This is a genomic window from Prochlorococcus marinus subsp. pastoris str. CCMP1986 (assembly GCF_000011465.1).
Taxonomy (GTDB): domain Bacteria; phylum Cyanobacteriota; class Cyanobacteriia; order PCC-6307; family Cyanobiaceae; genus Prochlorococcus_A; species Prochlorococcus_A pastoris.
Genome location: NC_005072.1, coordinates 387,167 through 402,803, shown reverse-complemented (window position 1 = coordinate 402,803; position 15,637 = coordinate 387,167). Strand labels below are relative to the sequence as shown.

Here is a 15,637-nt window from a genome sequence, read left to right as displayed (position 1 = left end):
TTTAAAATTTTCTTTTATGAGTAGATTTAAATCTAGTTGAATCTTTAAGTTCCATATGTTTTGTTTTTCTTCCAGAAACTCTTTTTCTCCAAACTTTAAATGATTTTGGCTTAAGATTGTTTCTCATTATTTTAATAGCATCTTCTTCTTTTAAACCAAATTGATACTCTATCGCTTCAAAAGGAGTTCTATCTTCCCAACACATCTCGATTAATCTATCTATGTCAATAATTTCCATTTTTATTGCTTACATTCAGAAGTACAGAGTTTTTCAATATTTGATCTGCCAGTAATTTTAAGTCTGTATTTTGCCCAATATTTGTAAAATAACCTCAAAACCGGAGCAAAGAATTCAATTTTTAAAGGGTAGTAAACCCACCCTAACCCTATTAATTCATATGAATATGCTAATACGTCTAACCCTTTGATAATATTTCCATTTTCTAAAATCCCATGAAGATTTGACATTGCTTCTGCATATGAGATGTCCTTAAAAAGACTAGGATTATAATTAATATTGTTGATATCAACAAAGTCAATTTTATTTAACTCGTCTTTGCTTTTTAAGAAATTAGTTTCTCTAAGACATAATGGACAACCACCATCGAATAGAAAGATTAATTTATTTTGCATCTTACCTTTTTATTTAAATATAAAATTTAAATAACTTTTTTGTGGACAATTAAAAATTAAAAAATTTTTACGAACGTTACTGATAGATTTTCAAAAGAAGCTTTATAAATCCTTAATAATTTCTTTCTCTAATTCAATCAAAATTTTCCTAATGTATAAATTAATAACCATTGATTAAGGGATACATCAATGGTTTAAATTTTTAATCGTCTAAAAGATGAACTCCTTCTCCAATATCTGGAGCAAATTTACAATATTTTTCGAACACAATTCCAACTCCTCTCATCTTCTCTCCAAGCTCATCGTTGAATTGTTTCCATTCTTTTGATTCATTCTCTGGTAACGTCCAGCCTTGGGCTTCCACCATACTCGTTATAACCGTGTAATCCCATTCAATGTAAGCCATTTAATCTCGTCTAAATTACTAAAATATTATAAACCAAATAACCGATTAATTAATCTATAGATTGAATTTGAAGTAATATAAAATTAATCATTTAAAACTTTAAAAAATTTATATTTTAAATTATATTTTTTTGAACGAATATAATTTAATTAACTTTAAACATTTTTAAGATGTCAATTTTGCCAAGAAGATTTGAGCGAATAAAAAATGTTTTAAATTGCAGAATGAGAAACTTAACGGTTCTGGTAGAGGCAGTAAATAAGCCACACAATTTATCTGCGATATTAAGAACATGTGATGCGGCGGGAGTTTTTGAAGCAAATTTTATTAGTGAAAAAGATAAAGTTAAAACTTTTAACAGTACAGCTCAAGGCAGTCAAAAATGGGTCAAATTAAATAATCATGAGACAACAATTTCTGCAGTATCTGAACTAAAAAAGAAAGGTTTTAAATTATATGGAACAACACTAAATGAGAGATCAACTGATTACAGGAATTTTGACTATTCAGAAAATACTTGTTTTGTTTTAGGAGCAGAAAAGTGGGGTTTAAGTGATCAACTAATTTCAAAAGTTGATGAATCAATCTTCATTCCAATGTCAGGAATGGTTCAATCTTTGAATGTTTCAGTAGCAACTTCTATTTTACTTTTTGAAGCTATTCGACAAAGAAAAAGTAAGAGTTTACTTCCTCTTAAAGGAGAAGGTTTAAGTGCAGAGGAATACGAAAAAACATTATTTGAATGGAGTTATCCTGACTTAGCTTCTATATACAGAAAGTCTGGAAATAAATATCCAAAGATGAATCAGTATGGAGAAATTAATGAAGTTGTTAATAACTAAAAAATATTAAAATTAACTTTCAATTCTCAAAAATATTTTCTAGTTCTTCTCCTATAAAAGAAAGACCTAAGACTAAAAAAAACATTGCTAATCCAGGGAATAATGCAGTCCACCAAATCCCAGTTGGTATAGCAGCAAGCGCAAGATTAAGATCACTTCCCCATTCTGGAACATTTGCAGGAACTCCTAACCCTAAAAAGCCCAAACTTCCTAATACCAAAACAGCATCAGCAGCATTTAAAGTAAGGAGAATAGGTAAAGGGGTTATTACATTTGGAAGTATATATTTAAAAATTATAGTTTTAACATCAGCCCCCGAAACTCTTGCAGCTTCAACATATGTCTCTGATTTTATTAACATTGTTTGATTTCTGATTAATCTAAAATATTGAGGAGAATAAACTATACATAAGGCTATAGAGGCATTAATAATCCCTTTACCAAGTACAAAAGCTACTACTACTGCGAGCAAAATAACAGGAATTGAAAAAATAGTATCCATTACAAGTGATAAGCATTTATCAAGGATCCCTCCAAAATATCCACTCAATAACCCTAAAGGAAGGCCTAAAATTAAAGCAAAGAAAATTGCAAGGAATACAACTTCAATAGCTATAGATGACCCTTGTAAAGTTCTTAAACAAACATCCCTTCCTAATCTATCTGTACCACATAAATGTTTTAAGGAAGGTGGTGCAAAAATATCATTACTAAATGATGATAAAGAATAACCAAAAAAGTTATTAGCCTCTAATACTTTCATAATTAATACTATTAATAGATATGAAAGTACAATTAAAAATCCAGTCCTTCTAATATTTTTACCAACTTGATTTGATGAGTTTGAATTCACAAATTTATGATTATTCGAATCAACTAAAATATACCTATTGTTTCATAGATTAAATAGCTTTTAGTTTTTAATTTGAAATTAATTACTGATTTAATTTCAGAACTGCCATAAAAGCTTCTTGAGGTACATCAACTTTACCCATTGCCTTCATCCTCTTTTTCCCTTTAGCTTGCTTCTTCAAAAGTTTCTTTTTTCTAGAGATATCTCCCCCGTAGCACTTAGAAAGGACATCTTTTCTTAATGCGCTAATACTTTCGCTTGCAATAATACGGCTGCCTATTGAAGCCTGAATTGGTATTTTAAATTGTTGTTTTGGTATTAGCTCCTTTAATTTCTCTACTAAGCCCCTACCAATTCCATAGGCCTTATCTTTATGAACAATAGAAGTTAAAGGATCAGCTCTTTCAGAATTTATAAGAACATCTAACCTAACAAGATCATTTTTTCTATATCCAATTAAATGGTATTCCATTGATGCATATCCTTGAGTTCTACTTTTCATTTGATCAAAAAAATCAGTAACGACTTCTGCTAATGGTATTTCGTAAATCAAAGTCACTCTATCTGTAGTGATATATTTCATATCAATAAAAACACCTCGTCTTTCTTGGCATAAACCCATTAGTGTCCCGTTAAATTCATTGGGAGAATAAATTTCCATTTTTACATAAGGTTCTTCTATTGATTCTCTTGATTGAGGATCTGGAATTGTAGAAGGATTATCAATTAATATGTCTTCCTGATCGTTCAAATTAACTTTATATATTACTGAAGGCGCTGTTACTATCAAATCCAAATCATATTCCCTCTCCAATCTTTCCTGAACAATTTCCATATGAAGAAGTCCTAAAAATCCACATCTAAAGCCGAATCCCATAGCACTACTTGTCTCGGGTTCGTATTTAAGCGCCGCATCAGATAATTGCAGTTTTTCTAAAGATTCTCTTAAATCTGGATATTGATCAGCATCAGTTGGAAACAATCCACAAAACACCATAGGATTGGCTGTTTTATATCCAGGAAGAGGATCTTTTGCAGGAGAATTAAATAGTGTGATTGTATCTCCCACTCTTGCATCAGCGACTGACTTAATAGATGCAGCCAGATAACCAACTTCTCCCGCATGTAGTTCATTAACTTGCTTCTCATCAGGAGCCATTATTCCAATTTCATCTAACTCATAGTTTTTCTTACTTGCCATAAGTAAGATCTTGTCCTTTTTATTGATTGACCCAGCTATCACTCTGAAGTAAACAATTACACCTCTATAGGGGTCATAATAAGAGTCAAAGATTAGCGCCTTAGTAAGAGATTTAACTTCATTTTGAGGATGAGGAATTCTACTCACAACTGCTTCTAATATATCTTCTATTCCTTCTCCAGTTTTAGCAGAACAATTTATTGCATTAGATGTGTCTAATCCAATAATCTCTTCAATTTCTTGCTTTATTTTTTCAGCATCAGCACCAGGTAAATCAACTTTATTTAAGACAGGAATTATTTCTAAATTATTTTCAAGGGCAAGATAAACATTGGCTAATGTTTGAGCCTCTACACCTTGACTTGCATCAACAACTAATAAAGCACCTTCACAAGCCTGCAAAGATCTACTTACTTCATAAGAAAAATCAACATGTCCTGGTGTGTCAATTAAATTTAAAATATATTCTTGCGAATCTTTTGCTTTATATTTCATTCTTGCAGCCTGTAATTTGATTGTTATACCCCTTTCTCTTTCAAGATCCATACTATCCAAAAACTGATCTTGCATATCTCTTTGCTTCACAGTACCAGTGTCTTGAAGCAACCTATCTGCGAGAGTAGATTTACCATGATCAATATGAGCTATTATGCAAAAATTTCTTATTTTTGAAACAGATATATCAGTCATATATTGAAGAACGATTCCTATATTTTTTTCACTTAATTCATAATAGCTAATTAAGATTATGGATGGAAACCTAAAATAGAATTATTTCTTTTTTTAATAATTTCTAAAAAATTATTATCACTTTCATTTTTTATTTCAGATTCATAAAGAAGATTACTTAATTTCTTCTCAAGCTCAAATTTATCAGCATTAAAAAGGCAAGATTTTTTTAAAACCTCAATCATTATTGAAACTGCTGTACTAGCTCCAGGAGAAGCACCTAATAAAGCAGAAAGTGAACCATCTCCCGAGTTGACAATTTCCGTGCCAAATTGCAAAGAACCTCCATCTTTAGTTTTTTTGATTATTTGAACTCTTTGCCCAGCATTCTCTAAATACCAATTCGAAGGCTCAGCTGATGGCATCATATTCCTTAAATTTTCAACTCTAGAATTATGACTCTTAAAAGATTGTGAAAAAAGATAATTAATTAATTCGTTATTCTTAATCCCAACATCAAGCATAGAAAATAAATTACTTTTTTTAATTGAACTAAATAAATCTAAATAAGAGCCCTTTTTTAAGAATTTAGTCGTGAAACCAGCAAAAGGGCCATAGAGAAGAAATTTTTTGCCTTCAATCCATCTTGTATCTAAATGCGGCACTGACATTGGAGGTGATCCTATATCTGCTTTCCCATAAACTTTTGCATTATGTTTTTCCGTTAAAGACTTTTCCTCACATATAAGCCATTTTCCACTAACAGGAAAACCACCATATATTTTAGCTTCAGGAATTTTAGATTTTTGCAAAAAGTTTATTGTTTTGCCACCAGCTCCAAGGAAAACGTATGAAGTGTTCAGGGAAACGATTTTGCCTAGTGAACGAACTTTTAATTTCCATTGTTTTTTGTCTGTTTTCTTTAAATCTATTAATTCTGTGTTATAAAAAATTTCAACATTCTTATTCTTAGAAATGTAAGTTAGATATTCTCTTGTTAAAGCTTGAAAATTGATATCAGTTCCTCTTTTTATTCGAGTAGCTGCAACTTTATCTAATGGATCTCTACAAGTAGTAATAAGTGGTGCCCATGATTTTATTTGATTAAAAGATGATGAAAATTCCATGTCTGCAAACTCTGGATATTTAGACATTGCTTTAAATCTTTTTTTTAAAAAAGAAATATTTTCAGTCCCTGTGACAAAGCTTATATGAGGAATAAATTTTAAAAATTTTTTAATATCTATCTTCCCCTTTGAGTACAATGAGGCCCATAAAGACATTGAATTTTCAAAGGAACGATTTATAAAAAGGGCTTTATCTATTTGTAAATCTCCATTTTCATCTACGGGGGTGTAATTTAATTCGCAATTTGCAGCGTGACCAGTTCCTGCATTGTTAAATGCACCCGTACTTTCACTACCTGGTTTATTTAACTTTTCTATAATTAATATTTTTATTGTAGGTAAAATCTCTGTAATCAATAACGCAAGTGTTCCGCTCATTATTCCTGCCCCTACCAATATCGCATCATAACAATTATTTTTATTTAAGATGTTTTTAGAAGTCACAACAGAAAATTATTTTTTTTTGCAATTAATCGCATTTCTTTCTACGCTTATTATAAAGTTAATTCAAAATTATGAGTACTGAAACATTACCACTTACAAATGAAAATGTAGAAACGGTTTTAGATGAACTAAGACCTTTCTTAATATCAGATGGAGGTAATGTAGAAATAGCAGAAATTGATGGTCCCATTGTTAAAGTAAGACTTCAAGGAGCATGTGGAAGCTGCCCAAGCAGTACCATGACATTAAAAATGGGAATAGAAAGAAAGCTAAAAGAAATGATTCCTGAAATAAGTGAAGTAGTCCAAGTTTTGTAAGCTATTTTTTAAAAAATCTTTTTACGACTCTTGGCTTAATTCCTTAGTTAATGATGATTTAAAATCTAAGCAATTTACAGGAAGACCTTGACCTATAGCTATTAAAAGAGGAGCTAGAATTCCTAATGTAAAAACTAAATTTGACTGATTAACTTCATTCTTACTTAATGTATAAGTTATCAAATAAATAATAGTAAAGTATGCATGTAAAGAAAAAAATTCTTTTGGTTTTAAAGCGGGCCATCTCAAAGTATTTCCCAAAAAATATAAAAACCCTGTCATAAATTTAAATTAATTAGTAAAGAGGAAATTAAATATAAACCTAATCCCTTTTAGATATAAATCACACCAAAATTTACTTAAGATAATAATTAAAAAAAAATTAAAAAATTATTTCTATCCGTAATATCTGGACAGCAATACAAAAATACGTCTATAATTAAAAAGTAGCTATTGCTACATTTCGTTCACCTTCTTTAGAAGGCGCAGTTCGAGTCATACCAGGGAACGGGGGATGGCCGTTTTGTCACATCGAAACATGACTACTTTAACTTACAGAGGTAAAAACTACGTTCAAAACAAAAAGGCTGCTAAAAAGCAACCTGTTGAACTTACCTACCGAAGAAACGTATACACCAATAGAATGGATGACGCTTCTTCAAGTAATGAAAAGGCAGAATTAAATTACAGAGGTGCTAAATACACTAAATAATTTAATTCAAAAAAGAAAAAACCCCTAAGTAGGGGTTTTTTTTTGGCTATATTAATTAAGAATCAGAATAATTTCAATGTCTAACGATTGCTGCAATACTGATGAGTCAAATAAAAATTTGAAAGGTCTTGATCATAAAGATGCTATTCAAGAAAGGTATGGTTCTGCTGCATTAGAAAAAGAGAGTTGTCTTTGCACACCTGTTGGTTTTAATCCTGTTTTACTTGAAGCAATTCCTGAAGAAGTTATTGAGAGAGATTATGGATGTGGTAATCCAACAAAATATGTAAAGAAGAATGATATTGTTTTAGATCTTGGCAGTGGGAGTGGCAAAAATGCATTTATTTGCTCTCAAATTGTTGGGGAAGAGGGGAAAGTAATTGGGGTTGATCAAAATCCTGATATGCTTAAATTATCAAGATATGCTTCCAAAAAGTTTTCAGAAAAGATAGGTTTCATCAACACAGAATTTCTTAGTGGATCAATTGAAAATCTCGATGTATTAGATAAAGATTTAAATCCATTAATCGCAAACAAATCAGTTGATATCATTTTAAGTAATTGTGTTTTAAATTTAGTAAATCCTGAATCTAGAAAAAATCTTTTAAGAAATATAAAAAGAGTTCTTAAAGATAATGGAAGAATAGCCATAAGCGATATTGTCTCAAGTAAAAGAGTTCCTTTAAGGTTGCAAAATGATCATGATCTATGGACAGGATGTATTAGTGGAGCGTGGTATGAGCCAGAATTACTAAATGATTTTAAAGATCTAGGTTTTAAAAACTTAGAATTCGCGGAGAGAAGTAATGAACCTTGGAAAGTTATTGAAGATATTGAATTTAGAACAGTTACTTTAGTAGGGAATATTTAGTCCTTCTCAAGAAATTTAATTTTAAAATTTGAATGATAATTAATTTAAGAGATCAAATACCCGCATTAAAAAATAAATATTACTTCAATTATGGAGGTCAAGGACCATTACCAAAATCTTCTCTAGAAGCAATAGTCAAAACTTGGGAAATCATTCAAGATTTAGGACCATTTACAAATGATATGTGGCCTTTTATTTATAAAGAAATATTGACCACAAAAAAAATTATTGCGCAAAAATTAGGTGTTAATTCAAAAAATGTAGCTTTAACTGAGAATATCTCTTCTGGAATGATTTTGCCTTTTTGGGGTATAAAAGTAGAAGGGGGAGAAGAATTGTTAATAAGTGACTGTGAACATCCTGGTGTAGTAGCTGCAAGTAGAGAATTTTGTAGGAGAAATAAATTAATATTCAAAATTTTACCAATCCAAAAAATTAAAAATCTAAACGATGAAAATATAATTTTAGAGATTTCAAAAAATCTAAATAGTAAGACTAAGATCCTAATTATTTCTCATATTTTGTGGAACTTTGGATATAAAATTCCTTTAAAACAAATTTCTATCGAATTAAAAAATAATCGAGAAAATTCTTATCTACTTGTTGATGGTGCTCAAACCTTTGGTCATATAAAAATTGAAGATGAAGTTTTTTATTCTGATCTATATTCCATAACTTCTCATAAATGGGCATGTGGTCCTGAAGGACTTGGAGCTATTTATGTCTCAGATAGATTTATTCATGAAACAGATCCAACAATAATTGGTTGGAAATCATTAAAAAAAGAACAAGGAATTTATGAACCTTCAGATAATCTTTTTCATGAAGATGCAAGAAAGTTTGAAGTAGCTACCTCTTGTATTCCTTTACTTGCAGGTCTTCGGAATTCTTTAGATCTTTTGGATAAAGACTGTACTGAAAAAGAAAAAAGCAAACATATCAAAAGATTAAGTGGGAAACTTTGGGATAGTTTAAGTCAATTTAAAGAAATTGAATTAGTTTTAGAAAAAAAATACTTAAATGGGATAGTTAGTTTTAATATCGAAAATATTGAAGATAAGTACAAATTTGTGAAGAAACTTGGAGAAAAGAAAATTTGGATTAGAGTTTTAGAAGACCCAAAATGGTTTAGAGCATGCGTACATCAGATGACAACAAACGATGAAATTGATTTACTTTCTGAAGAAATAAAAAAATTACCAGGGAATTTCTGAGCTATCCCATGCAATAAATTTTCCGGTAGATGCTGGTGATTGATTTTTAATAATACTGATCAAGAATTGGGATGATTTTTCTGTACTAAATAATTTATGTTCTGGAACAAATTTATGAAAAGGTCTAGATAAATCAGTATCTACTGTACCTGGATGAAGCAATGTAATTGTAGCTTTTGGAAAACGTCTAGCCCACTCAATACTTAAAGATTTAAAAAACTGATTTTGCGCAGATTTTGCAGCTCTATATGAATACCAACCTCCAGTTTGATTATCTCCAATGCTTCCTACTCTTGCACTTATACTTGCAAAATTAAACTCACAATCTTTTGGTATAAATTCTTCAATAGCTTTAGCTAATAAAATAGGAGAAAAGGCATTTATTGAAAAACTTTCCATCATATTTTTTTTATCAAGATGTTGTAATCTTTTTTCTGGCTTAAGATTTTCACTATGAAGTTTTCCAGTAGCATTAACTACCAATCTTAATTTTGAAGAATGATTCGAAATTTTACTTTTAAACTGCAAAAGTGATTGAGAATCCTCTATGTCTAATTCCCAAAAAGAATTAAATTGACTTTTTCTTCCACACAAAACAACATCTAATTCTTTTTCACTTTCATTCAAATCTTTAGCTATTTGCGTTCCAATTCCACCTGCGCCTACGATTAAGGCTAACCCCTTCATCTTATTAAAAATTACTTAATCTATCTTAAGACACTTTTCTTGAGATTTGTGTAAAGATCTTTCTGATTTAGTTAGCAAATTTTATTTAGATTTACTTTTTTCTTGTAATAATTTTTGAGCTATTTTTCTATCATCAAAATTAATCACTTTATCATTGAGAATTTGATAGTCTTCATGTCCTTTTCCAGCTATTAAAACAATATCTTCTTTATTAGCAAATTTGATAGATTCATTTATTGCTTTAAATCTATCAATATCAAATGTTATTTTTTCTCTTTTTTCTATACCCATTAAAATATCATTTACTATCTGTTGCGGTTCCTCTGATCTTGGATTATCTGAAGTTATAAATACATGATCAGAAAACTCTTCAGCTATTGATCCCATTAAAGGCCTTTTACTACGATCTCGATCTCCTCCACAGCCAAAAACAGTAATGAGTTTCCCTTTACAAAGTTTTTTAATTGATTGCAAAACTTTTTTTAATCCATCAGGAGTATGGGCATAATCAATAATTACTATTGGAAGTGATCTTGAAACGTCATTATTATCAATTTCTATCTTCTCCATTCTCCCAGGAGCACCAGGGAAAGATTGTATTAACTTTGATAAATCTTTTAAAGAGAAATTAAGTTTATACAAAATTGTTATTGCTTGAATCGCATTCATTAAATTAAATTCACCCACAAGTGGAACAAAAAGTTTAATTTTTTCCTTAGGTGTATGAAAAATACAGGTGGAGCCACTTTCAGTAAATTGTTTATCTGTTACGTAAAAAAAACCATCATTTTTAAATTCACTCTTAGTAATCTTTGTAGAGACTAATGACGATCTCTTTTCAAGATCAGATGATAATTTAGATATCCAAAGGTCATCATGATTTAATACGGAAATTCCATCTTTATCTTTTAAATAAGGTGGGAAAAATAATTTTCTTTTTGTTTGAAAATAAGATTCCATATCTGAGTGATAATCAAGATGATCTTGAGTTAAATTAGTAAAAATAGCCGCTTCAAATTCGCAGCCAGATATCCTGTTTTGAGCAATAGAATGAGAACTTACTTCTAATATCGCGAATTCAGATTCTGCATCAACAGCAGCATTTAATTTTTTTTGAAGTTTATCAGCGAAATCAGTTGTATGAGAAGCCACTTCAGAGAAGCCAGGCCATCTATTAAATAAGGTCCCAAATAATGCAGTCTTTTTTCCTAATTTTTTTAAAAGATATTCCAGTAAAAAAGTAATTGTCGTTTTTCCATTTGTACCCGTAACACCAATAAGTTTTAGTTTTCTTGAAGGCCTATTCCAAAACTCAGAGACTATTTGACCAAAAATATAATCTAAATTATCCTCTATAACCAAAATCCTTTCTCGATCAATAGATCCAATTTTCTGTTTTGCAGCAGATCCAATAATGGCAGCCTCTGCACCATTTTCAATTGCCTCAATACAATATTTTCCTCCATCAACATTTAAACCAGGCATACCTAAAAATAAAGTTCCTTTTTGTACTTCTTTAGAGTTAAAAGAAATATTATTGATTTCTTTATCAATTAGATCTAATGAGGGGATAATTCCTACCAAATCTAAAAGTCTATGTAATTTTATAGATCTCATATAACAAAAATTATTTCTTCAGAATGGTATTAATATTTTTTTGAAACCAATTCTTTAATTGATCATCTTTTAATCTTGGAGAAATACGAGGTAATTCTATAATTTCCTCATACCTATTTCCTTCAACAGCAATTACAGGTACTTCATAATCATATTTTTTATATTTATCTTTATATAAATCGATCCTATCAATATCAATTTCTTTAAGCTCCTCTAGATTAGGGAATAACTCATTAAGATTTATTTTTGCCAGTTTGTTTTTTAATGAATCACAAAGGCAACATCCCTGCCTAACAAAAATAAATATTTTCATTCATTCAATCAGGCACAGGGTCACATCCACAGGGAGTTAAAGGATGACATCTACTTAATCTTCTTAAAGTTAACCACCCTCCCTTCCAAGGTCCATGTCTAGTAATTGCCTCGTATCCATAGGAGCTGCAGCTTGGTATAAATCTACATCTTGGTCCAAAAAAAGGAGAAAACCACTTTTGATAACAGGAAATCATAAATAGAAGTATAGAAGTAATTGATTTATTAATAGTTTTGAACACTTTAATGATGTAAAATAACAGTTCAGTAGTATTTAGTTTAGTTGAATTTAATCAATTATCCAATTTATTGCAAATCTCAATTTTAATTTAAACTTATGTCAAGATACCGCGGCCCAAGATTAAGGGTTACGCGTCGCTTGGGAGAACTACCAGGTCTCACTAGGAAAGCTTCAAAGAAGTCTAATCCTCCAGGTCAGCACGGTCAAGCCCGTCGCAAGCGATCAGAATACGCAATTCGTCTAGAAGAAAAGCAGAAACTTAGATTCAACTATGGAGTTTCTGAAAGGCAACTAGTTCGTTACGTTAAAAAAGCTAGGGCTCAAGAAGGCTCTACAGGAACCAATCTCCTTAGACTTTTAGAAAACAGATTAGATAATGTTTGTTTTAGATTAGGTTTTGGTGGAACAATACCAGGTTCAAGACAATTAGTAAATCATGGGCATGTAACCATTAACGGAAAAGTTCTTGATATTGCAGGTTACCAATGTAAACCAGGAGATGTAATTAGCATTAAAGAAAACAAAGCGAGTAAAAAACTTGTTGAAGGTAATATTGAATTTCCTGGTTTAGCTAATGTTCCTCCTCATATAGAGTTAGACAAACCTAAGTTAACAGGCAAAATCAACGGAAAGTGTGATAGAGAATGGGTCGCGCTTGAAATAAACGAGTTATTAGTTGTTGAATACTATTCAAGAAAAGTATAAAAATCCTTTTCTTCAAATTATTAAATCTCTCACCTTGTTGGTGAGAGGTTTAATTAATTCTTATTTTGAAAACAATGGGAAATAAGAAAAATATTATCAAAAAGCCAGGTGTTAAAACCTTATCAATTCATCATGGAGAAACATTTTCTGAAGAAACTGGATGTGTCATGCCACCAATTTTTTCTACCTCAACATTTAAACATGGTAATAAGGGCAATTTCGATTACACCAGATCAGGTAATCCAAACTTTAAAATTCTAGAAAATATACTTAAATCCATAGAAGAATCCAAATATTGTACAATTTTTGGGTCTGGCATAAGTGCAGTAACTGCAATTACATCTTCATTAAAATCAGGCGATAAAATACTATGCGAGTCAAATCTATATGGTTGTACTGTAAGAATGTTCGATAAAATATTCAAAAAATTTGGAATACAAGTTTTATATACAGATTTAGCAAATAAAGAAAATTTAAAAAAAATTAAAGACTTTCAGCCAACTTTAATCTGGCTCGAAAGTCCAACAAATCCTCTTTTGAAAGTACTTGATATTAAACTTATTTGTGATGAAGCTAATAAGTACAAAATACCTGTTGTTCTAGATAATACCTTTTCTACAGCTCTTATTCAAAAACCTCTAGAACTAGGCGCAACACTATCTCTTATAAGTACAACAAAATTTATAAATGGCCATAGTGATGCACTTGGTGGAGCAGTCCTAACAAACAATGAGGAATGGAATAGTAAGATGCTTTTCTCTCAAAAAGCTTTAGGACTTCAACCCTCGCCTTTTGATACATGGTTAATTACAAGAGGGGTAAAAACTCTCCCTCTAAGAATCGAACAACAAACAAAAAGTGCAGAGATAATTTCTAAGGAAATTGCAAATCATAGAATAATTAGTAAAGTTTTTTATCCCTTTAATCAAAAACATCCACAATTTAATTTAGCAAAATCACAAATGAAATCTGGTGGTTCAATGATCACCCTTAAATTAAATTTAAACAAATCGGACACTTTTAAATTTTGTAAATCACTCAGATATTTCTCATTAGCAGAGAGTCTTGGTGGTGTTGAAAGTTTAATTTGCCACCCAGCAACAATGACTCATGCATCTGTTGATGACAAAACAAAAAACCTCCTAGGTATTGATGATTCACTTATAAGATTGTCGGTAGGTTGTGAAGATACAAATGATTTAATTTCAGATATCTTATTTGCCTTAAATAGATTCTAAAAAGTGAGGAATTTACTAAAAAATCCAATATGGAGAAGTTTAGAGTTGGGGTATTCGATTCCTGATAATGAACATGCTGTTTCTGTAGCTTTACCAACTTGGAAAGATGTAATTAATTATGAGGAAAAAAATCCAAAATGCATGGAATTGTTAAAGTCAATCTATCCTCGTTTTGGACTCAATCCTTTAGTAAAAAGATTATGTGAAAAGGTAAAAAAAGAAAGTCACTTAAATGATGTAGGTATCTGGCCTTATCCAAATGAAAGAATAGCTTTAAAAGCAAAAAAATACTGTGATAGAAATTCTTCTAAAGGATCTACATATATTGAAAGAAGGCATAATTTAGCTTTTTTAATTACTAGAGAATCAGCGAGCAAATATGCAAGATATTTTTGGCAACATACCGGTCTCGGTATATCTTCAAGAGCGGCTGCAATTGAATTGGGCCTAGAGGATTGCCCTTCGAAATCTTTAGCGATAGAAAGTTGTCAAAGAATAAAAGATAGAATTTCTAAGTTTACAAAAACAAACTCTAATGATGTTCACTTGACCTCATCTGGCATGTCAGCGTTATACACATCATTAGAAATAATATATAAATTATTTCCAGATAGACCTACACTTCAAATTGGTTTTCCATATGTAGATGTACTTAAATTACCAATGAATATCTTTCATGGAGCCAAGTTAATAACAGAAGAAAATTGCAAGGATATTGAATTAGAAATGATAAAAATAAATCCAGCAGCCTTGATAATTGAATTACCAAGTAATCCAATGCTCAAATGTGTGAACATAAAAAAAATTTCAGAAATAGCTAATAAATTAAATATACCTGTGATAGTTGACGATACTATTGGTTCAAATTTAAATATAAATTCTTTAGAACATGCAGATATCGTTTTCACTTCACTAACAAAAATCTTTTCCGGTAGCGGGGATATTCTTGCTGGGTCACTAATACTAAATCCAAAAAGCAGATGGATTGATCAGTTTAGAAATGCCGTAAATGAAGTCAACCTTCCAATGCTTTCAGATGGCGATATGGTTTCACTCGAAAAAGCTAGTAGAGATGTAAAACAAAGAGTTTTTGAGCAAAATAAAGCATGTTTAGAATTAAAAAAAAGATTAGAAAACCGTAAAGAGATCAAAAATATTTTCCATCCCGAAAATTGTCCTAATTTCAATTCCATACTTACTTCTGATGGGGGATATGGTTGCTTATTATCGTTTGAATTAAAAGGAGGTCTTGAGAAAGCTAAAAAGTTTTATGATTCTCTTCAAATATCAAAAGGACCTAGTTTAGGTACAAAATTTACCCTTGTATGTCCTTATGTTTTATTAGCTCATTATGACGAATTAGATTGGGTTGAAAGTTTTAACATTCCTTCGCACCTTATTAGAGTATCTGTTGGACTAGAAGATAAAGATCACTTATGGAGAGCCTTTTCTGAAGCATTAAATAATTTTTAAATACCTAGTATTTACCGTATAAAAACTTATGTACTCTTTTTATTAAATAATAGTTAGTATTAATATATATTTTTC

The 15,637-nt window shown here is 30.5% G+C and carries 19 protein-coding genes; 8 read left to right on the top strand and 11 right to left on the bottom strand.

Annotated features, from left to right (window positions below):
• Position 1: 1 nt before the first annotated feature.
• The 3 genes from TX50_RS02285 to TX50_RS02275 form a co-directional block, all read right to left on the bottom strand.
• Positions 2 to 238, bottom strand: coding sequence for a TIGR03643 family protein (locus tag TX50_RS02285; RefSeq protein WP_011132060.1), 237 nt, complete (start codon positions 236 to 238; stop codon positions 2 to 4).
• A 2-nt stretch (positions 239 to 240) separates the two neighbouring features.
• Positions 241 to 633 carry a thiol-disulfide oxidoreductase DCC family protein gene (locus TX50_RS02280; RefSeq protein ID WP_011132059.1) on the bottom strand — a complete coding sequence of 131 codons (393 nt, stop codon included), beginning with the start codon at positions 631 to 633 and terminating at the stop codon, positions 241 to 243.
• Positions 634 to 835: 202 nt separating this feature from the next.
• Positions 836 to 1,039 (bottom strand): hypothetical protein, encoded by a 204-nt coding sequence (locus TX50_RS02275; RefSeq protein WP_036930908.1) that lies wholly within the window; start codon positions 1,037 to 1,039, stop codon positions 836 to 838.
• A 170-nt stretch (positions 1,040 to 1,209) separates the two neighbouring features.
• On the opposite strand from TX50_RS02275, the gene TX50_RS02270 reads away from it, so the two are divergent.
• Positions 1,210 to 1,881, top strand: a complete 672-nt coding sequence (locus tag TX50_RS02270) for a TrmH family RNA methyltransferase (RefSeq protein ID WP_011132058.1) — start codon at positions 1,210 to 1,212, stop codon at positions 1,879 to 1,881.
• Positions 1,882 to 1,900: 19 nt separating this feature from the next.
• Here TX50_RS02270 and TX50_RS02265 read toward each other — a convergent pair whose 3' ends face one another.
• The 3 genes from TX50_RS02265 to TX50_RS02255 all read right to left on the bottom strand — a co-directional run bounded on the left by TX50_RS02265 (position 1,901) and on the right by TX50_RS02255 (position 6,175).
• A complete protein-coding gene (locus TX50_RS02265) occupies positions 1,901 to 2,644 on the bottom strand; it encodes an ABC transporter permease (protein WP_036930981.1) in 744 nt (247 codons plus the stop codon).
• Between the two features lie 172 nt (positions 2,645 to 2,816).
• Positions 2,817 to 4,625: a translation elongation factor 4 gene (lepA, locus tag TX50_RS02260; RefSeq protein WP_011132056.1), complete on the bottom strand. Its 1,809-nt coding sequence runs from the start codon at positions 4,623 to 4,625 to the stop codon at positions 2,817 to 2,819.
• Between the two features lie 56 nt (positions 4,626 to 4,681).
• Complete coding sequence (locus TX50_RS02255) at positions 4,682 to 6,175, bottom strand: malate:quinone oxidoreductase (protein ID WP_011132055.1); 1,494 nt, start codon at positions 6,173 to 6,175, stop codon at positions 4,682 to 4,684.
• Between the two features lie 71 nt (positions 6,176 to 6,246).
• Between TX50_RS02255 and TX50_RS02250 the strand changes: the two genes are divergently transcribed.
• Positions 6,247 to 6,492 (top strand): NifU family protein, encoded by a 246-nt coding sequence (locus TX50_RS02250; protein ID WP_011132054.1) that lies wholly within the window; start codon positions 6,247 to 6,249, stop codon positions 6,490 to 6,492.
• Between the two features lie 21 nt (positions 6,493 to 6,513).
• On the opposite strand, the gene TX50_RS02245 is transcribed toward TX50_RS02250, so the two are convergent.
• A complete protein-coding gene (locus TX50_RS02245; RefSeq protein WP_011132053.1) occupies positions 6,514 to 6,774 on the bottom strand; it encodes a hypothetical protein in 261 nt (86 codons plus the stop codon).
• Positions 6,775 to 7,030: 256 nt separating this feature from the next.
• On the opposite strand from TX50_RS02245, the gene TX50_RS02240 reads away from it, so the two are divergent.
• From TX50_RS02240 to TX50_RS02230, 3 genes are all read left to right on the top strand, one after another.
• Positions 7,031 to 7,204, top strand: a complete 174-nt coding sequence (locus TX50_RS02240; RefSeq protein ID WP_071812982.1) for a DUF4278 domain-containing protein — start codon at positions 7,031 to 7,033, stop codon at positions 7,202 to 7,204.
• 76 nt (positions 7,205 to 7,280) lie between these two features.
• Positions 7,281 to 8,075 (top strand): methyltransferase domain-containing protein, encoded by a 795-nt coding sequence (locus tag TX50_RS02235; protein ID WP_011132052.1) that lies wholly within the window; start codon positions 7,281 to 7,283, stop codon positions 8,073 to 8,075.
• A gap of 32 nt (positions 8,076 to 8,107) precedes the next feature.
• Positions 8,108 to 9,289, top strand: coding sequence for an aminotransferase class V-fold PLP-dependent enzyme (locus tag TX50_RS02230; RefSeq protein ID WP_011132051.1), 1,182 nt, complete (start codon positions 8,108 to 8,110; stop codon positions 9,287 to 9,289).
• On the opposite strand, the gene TX50_RS02225 is transcribed toward TX50_RS02230, so the two are convergent.
• From TX50_RS02225 to yidD, 4 genes are all read right to left on the bottom strand, one after another.
• Positions 9,272 to 9,976: an SDR family NAD(P)-dependent oxidoreductase gene (locus tag TX50_RS02225; protein ID WP_011132050.1), complete on the bottom strand. Its 705-nt coding sequence runs from the start codon at positions 9,974 to 9,976 to the stop codon at positions 9,272 to 9,274. The genes TX50_RS02230 and TX50_RS02225 overlap by 18 nt on opposite strands.
• An 81-nt stretch (positions 9,977 to 10,057) precedes the next feature.
• Positions 10,058 to 11,593: a UDP-N-acetylmuramoyl-L-alanyl-D-glutamate--2,6-diaminopimelate ligase gene (locus TX50_RS02220; protein WP_011132049.1), complete on the bottom strand. Its 1,536-nt coding sequence runs from the start codon at positions 11,591 to 11,593 to the stop codon at positions 10,058 to 10,060.
• Between the two features lie 10 nt (positions 11,594 to 11,603).
• A complete protein-coding gene (locus TX50_RS02215; RefSeq protein ID WP_011132048.1) occupies positions 11,604 to 11,906 on the bottom strand; it encodes a glutaredoxin family protein in 303 nt (100 codons plus the stop codon).
• Between the two features lie 4 nt (positions 11,907 to 11,910).
• Positions 11,911 to 12,147 carry a membrane protein insertion efficiency factor YidD gene (gene yidD / locus TX50_RS02210; RefSeq protein ID WP_011132047.1) on the bottom strand — a complete coding sequence of 79 codons (237 nt, stop codon included), beginning with the start codon at positions 12,145 to 12,147 and terminating at the stop codon, positions 11,911 to 11,913.
• Between the two features lie 95 nt (positions 12,148 to 12,242).
• On the opposite strand from yidD, the gene rpsD reads away from it, so the two are divergent.
• The 3 genes from rpsD (at position 12,243) to TX50_RS02195 (ending at position 15,562) form a co-directional block, all read left to right on the top strand.
• Positions 12,243 to 12,851: a 30S ribosomal protein S4 gene (gene rpsD, locus TX50_RS02205; RefSeq protein ID WP_011132046.1), complete on the top strand. Its 609-nt coding sequence runs from the start codon at positions 12,243 to 12,245 to the stop codon at positions 12,849 to 12,851.
• Between the two features lie 74 nt (positions 12,852 to 12,925).
• On the top strand, positions 12,926 to 14,089 hold the full coding sequence (locus TX50_RS02200) for a trans-sulfuration enzyme family protein (RefSeq protein WP_011132045.1): 1,164 nt from the start codon (positions 12,926 to 12,928) through the stop codon (positions 14,087 to 14,089).
• A 3-nt stretch (positions 14,090 to 14,092) separates the two neighbouring features.
• Positions 14,093 to 15,562, top strand: a complete 1,470-nt coding sequence (locus TX50_RS02195) for a PLP-dependent transferase (RefSeq protein WP_011132044.1) — start codon at positions 14,093 to 14,095, stop codon at positions 15,560 to 15,562.
• The last annotated feature ends 75 nt before the right edge of the window (positions 15,563 to 15,637 follow it).